The organism is Devosia sp. (assembly GCF_034675085.1).
Lineage (GTDB): Bacteria > Pseudomonadota > Alphaproteobacteria > Rhizobiales > Devosiaceae > Devosia.
Window position 1 is genome coordinate 1 of record NZ_JAUCDN010000260.1, and the last position, 4,668, is coordinate 4,668.

Annotated in this window: 4 protein-coding genes and 1 pseudogene; 4 read left to right on the top strand and 1 reads right to left on the bottom strand. The window is 61.9% G+C overall.

Translation table 11 applies throughout. The annotated features are described in order from the left end of the window. The coding region (locus tag VDP82_RS14165; protein WP_323015495.1) for a phosphatase PAP2 family protein at positions 1-307 on the top strand (307 nt) is incomplete at its 5' end. Here the strand turns inward: VDP82_RS14165 and metC are convergent. Then, positions 289-1,476, bottom strand: a complete 1,188-nt coding sequence (gene metC / locus VDP82_RS14170) for a cystathionine beta-lyase (protein ID WP_323015496.1) — start codon at positions 1,474-1,476, stop codon at positions 289-291. The two genes, VDP82_RS14165 and metC, sit on opposite strands and share 19 nt — an antisense overlap. 225 nt (positions 1,477-1,701) lie before the next feature. On the opposite strand from metC, the gene VDP82_RS14175 reads away from it, so the two are divergent. The 3 genes and pseudogenes from VDP82_RS14175 to VDP82_RS14185 all read left to right on the top strand — a co-directional run. Next, entirely contained in the window at positions 1,702-2,718 is a 1,017-nt protein-coding gene (locus tag VDP82_RS14175; RefSeq protein ID WP_323015497.1) for an amino acid ABC transporter substrate-binding protein, read from the top strand. Positions 2,719-2,884: 166 nt separating this feature from the next. Then, the gene (locus VDP82_RS14180) at positions 2,885-4,075 is read left to right on the top strand and encodes an amino acid ABC transporter permease (protein WP_323015498.1); all 1,191 of its coding nucleotides are present in this window, start codon (positions 2,885-2,887) and stop codon (positions 4,073-4,075) included. A 9-nt stretch (positions 4,076-4,084) separates the two neighbouring features. After that, positions 4,085-4,668 (top strand): annotated as a pseudogene (locus tag VDP82_RS14185) (amino acid ABC transporter permease); the annotation flags it as partial.

A 4,668-nucleotide genomic window follows, 5' to 3' on the forward strand; every position in this document is an offset into this window, starting at 1 on the left:
CCAGAGCTTTCCCTCCGGCCATTCGGCCACGGCCCTGTCGCTGGCCTTCGTCGTCGGCTTTCTCTGGCCGCGCCTGTTTCCGCTCTTTGCCACGCTGGGCCTGGTCGTGGCTGTCTCGCGGGTGCCGGTCGGCGCGCATTATCCCACCGATGTCTTTGCCGGCATCGTGGTGGGCATGCTGGGGGCCTATCTGGTGCGCAATCTTTTCGCCGGCAAAGGCTGGCTATTCGCCAGCCAGCCCGACCACCACGTGGTGCGCCGCCCCCTGGTGGCGCTGCCCGCGCTGTTTCAGCGCGATCGGCTATAGCGCTCCAACGCCGCGCCCAGGTCGGCCTTGAGATCGGCCAGTCCTTCCAGGCCGATATGCAGGCGGAAGAGATTGCCTTCCTGCGTCCACGGCTTGGCCGTGCGGTTCTTGCCCAGCTTCACCGGAATGCAGAGGCTTTCATAGCCGCCCCAGGAAAAGCCCATGGAAAAGAGGCGGAAGTGGTCGACGAACGCCGCCACCGAGGCGCGCGGCGCCGGCTTCAGCAACAGGGCGAAAAGGCTTCCCGCGCCGGTGAAGTCGCGCCGCCACAGGGCATGGTCGGGATGGCTGGGCAGGGCAGGGTGAATCACCTGCGCCACCTCATCCTGCCCTTCCAGCCATCTGGCGATGGCCAGAGCCCGCTCGTAATGCTCCTTCATGCGAATGGAGAGCGTCCGCAACCCGCGCGCCACCAGAAAGGCATCGTCGCCCGAGGTGAAGAAGCCCAGCAGCTTGCGCGTGCGCTCCACATCCGACCAGGCGTCCCGCGTGGTCGAGATCGTGCCGGCAAAAGCGTCCGAATGGCCCACGAACATCTTGGTGCCGGCATGCACCACGATATCGGCTCCCAGCGACAGGGGCCGGTGGTAAAGCGGGCTTGCCCAGCTATTGTCCACGATCAGCCGCGCACCCCCGGCATGGGCAGCCTTGGCCAGCGCCGGAATATCCTGCACCTCGAAGGTCAGCGAGCCTGGGCTTTCCGCTAATACGGCGGTGGTGTTGGGCTGCATCATCCCGGCCAGACCCGCCCCGATCCGCGGATCGTAATAGCGCACGGAGACGCCCATACGGGCCAGGAACCCGTCACCGAACGCCCGGCCCGGCTCATAGGCGCTGTCGGAAATCAGCACATCATCGCCCGCCTTGACGCAGGCAAGCAGCGCCACCGTGATCGCGGCCAGCCCCGAGGGCACGAGTTGGGTGCGATAGGCGCCTTCCAATTCGGTGATGACCGCCTCCACTCCCTCGGTGGTCGGATTGCCGGCGCGCCCATAGAGATAAGGCTGGCTCTGGGCCTCCATGGCATCGAGGTTTTTGAACAGCACCGTCGAGCCGCGATAGACAGGCGTATTGACGAATCCGAACTGCCGGTCGGGATCGCGGCCGCCATGGGTCAACACCGTTTCAATGGATCGATCTGCGGCGCTGCCGTTTTCGTGGTCATTCATGATAGTCTCGCTGCTCAAAAACAGTTCAGATGTAGTTTTGTGGCTAAATAAAAGACAGCTTTACTGTCTCAACTCACCATCGGCCCTTGACGCAACGGTCAATAGACGCTTGCATGCTTAACGCATCATGATCGTCTGGCAAGGACGGCGATGCCACCGGGGACGCTGGCGCAGGCCTGATGAGCCACGGGATAAAAAGGTCAGGAAACAATCAAAGGCAAATCCATGCAGAAAACGCTCGTATCGTTCGCTCTCGCGGCCTCTATCGGCCTCGTGGCGACCGGCGCTCAGGCCGCGATTCTCGATGACGTGAAAGCCAAGGGCTATGTGCAATGCGGTGTGACCTCCGGCGTCCCCGGCATGTCGCAGCCCGATGCCAACAACAACTGGTCGGGTCTGGAGGTGGACTTCTGTCGCGCTGTCGCCGCGGCCATCTTCGATGATCCGGACAAGGTCCGCTACACCCCGCTGACCTCGCAGGAGCGATTCGCCGCGCTTTCCTCCGGTGAAATCGACATTCTCTCGCGCACCACCACCTGGACCATGAGCCGCGACACCGATCTGGGCATCACCTTTACCGGCGTGATGTTTTATGACGGCCAGGGGTTCCTCGTGCGCAAGGCCGATGGCATCAGTTCCGCGCTCGAACTGGATGGCGCTGCCATCTGCATCGAATCCGGCACCACGACCGAGCTGAACGCGGCAGACTATTTCGCCACCAACAATCTCGATTTCAACCCGGTGGTTTTCGTCGACAAGCCCGAAGTGCTCAAGGCCTATGAAGACGGCCGTTGCGATGTGCTGACCTCGGATGGCTCGCAACTCGCCTCGGACCGCACCAAATTCGCCAATCCGTCCGATCATGTCCTGCTGCCCGAAATCATTTCCAAGGAGCCGCTCGGGCCGTCCGTGCGCCAGGGCGATCCGCAATGGTTCAACATCAATCGCTGGGTTTATTTCGCGCTGCTCGAGGCTGAAGAGCTTGGCGTGACCCAGGCCAATGTCGACGAGATGCTTGGTTCGGACAATCCGGCCGTGAAGCGCCTGCTTGGCGTGGAAGGCGATTTCGGCACGCCCATCGGCCTGGCTGCCAATTGGGGCTATCGCATCGTCAAGCATATCGGCAATTACGGCGAGACCTTCGAGCGCAATATGGGCGAAGGCAGCCCCATCGGTCTGCAGCGTGGCATCAACGCCCTGTGGAACAAGGGCGGCCTGCAATACGCCCCGCCGATCCGCTAACCGGTCAAGCCAGCGCTGCCCTCAGGGCGGCGCTGGTTCGGTTTTGAGCTTTCGTTTTGAATAGGTGAATGACGCCTGCCTCCCGCCTGTCGGCGGGGTGCGCGATTGCGCGGTCATTCCTTTCGCGGAAGTGCCTTTAGCGACAACAATCGGGTGTAAACGCACGATGGCCGTTATCGATAGTCCCGTCAGCGCACCGCCGAAGACGACATTCTACAATGACCCGGTGATCCGGGGTTACATCTACCAGTTCCTGGTCGCCGTCGGGGTGATCTGCTTTTTCATCTGGATTGGTATCAACACCGCGCAAAACCTTGCTGCGCAGAATAAATCCACCGGGTTCGACTTCCTCTGGCGCACCGCCGGCTTTTCCGTCAGCTTCTCGCTGATTCCGTTTGATCGTGCCTCCTATTATTGGGAGGCGTTCGTTGTTGGCCTGCTCAACACGCTGCTGGTGGCCGCCATCGGCATTTTCTTTGCCACCATCATCGGCTTTACCGTCGGCATCGCGCGCCTCTCGTCCAACTGGCTGGTTTCCCGCATCGCCACGGTCTATGTGGAAATCATCCGCAATATCCCGCTGCTGCTCCAACTCTTCTTCTGGTATTTCGCCGTGCTCAAGGCCATGCCGGCGGTCCGCGAGAGCCTGGCGCTACCCTTCGGCTCCTATCTCAACCAGCGCGGTTTCTTCGTGCCGCAGCCGATTTTCGATGATCGGGCGGGCTGGATGTGGATCGGCCTGGCCCTGGCAATCGCCTTTGGTATCGGGCTGAAGATCTGGGCCCGGCGCCGGCTGGAACGGACTGGGCAGCGGTTTCCGGTTTTCATCACCACGATTGCCGCCGGCGTGCTGATCTTGGCGCTGACCTATATCGTCAGTGGCACGGTGATCACCTTCAGCTATCCCGAATTGCAGCGCTTCAATTTCCGGGGGGGCCTTGAGCTTCCTCCCGAATTCGTCGCGCTCGCCTTCGGACTTTCCATCTACACGGCGGCCTTCATCGCCGAAACCGTCCGCGCCGGCATCCGCTCGGTCAACCGGGGGCAGACCGAGGCCGCGCAATCGCTGGGGCTCCGGGAGGGCGACAGGCTGAGGCTGGTCATCATCCCCCAGGCCATGCGGGTCATCATACCCCCGCTGACCAGCCAATATCTGAACCTCACCAAGAATTCATCGCTGGGCGCCGCTATAGGCTATCCCGAACTGGTCAACGTCTTCGCCGGCACGACGCTCAACCAGACGGGCAAGGCGATCGAGGTGATCGGCATGACCATGCTGGTCTATCTCACTTTCTCGCTGCTGACTTCGGCGTTCATGAACTGGTACAATGGCCGCGTGGCCCTGGTGGAGCGCTAGGAGCCGATCATGTCCATTTCCTTCGTACGATCCCAGCTCGAGCCGGCCCGCCCCGCGCCCGTGCGTCTTTCCGGACCGCTTCTCTGGGCCCGCAAAAACCTCTTTTCCAGTTGGTCGGATTCCGTTTTCAGTCTTCTGGCGCTGGTATTCCTGCTCTGGGCGTTGCCGCCCATCTTCAACTTCCTCGTCCCCACGACATTTGGCGGCCATGCCGTGCCGCCAGGCGAAACCGTCGAGGCCTGTCGTCTGCCCGGCGCCGGGGCGTGCTGGGCCTATATTGCCTCGCGTGTCGGCTTCTTCATCTACGGCTTCTATCCCGTCGATGAATTGTGGCGGCCCAATATCGTCTTCGCGCTGGGCGCGCTGTTGATCGTGCCGCTGCTGATCCCGAGAATGCCCTTCAAGCGCATCAATGCGCTGCTGTTCTTCGTGGCCTATCCCGTCGTCTGCTTCTATCTGCTCAATGGCGGCTCGTTCGGCCTGCGGCCGGTGCCCACGGAACAATGGGGTGGCCTGCTGGTCACTCTGATCATCTCGTTGGTCGGCATCATCTGCTCCATCCCGCTGGGCATTCTGCTCGCCCTGGGGCGGCA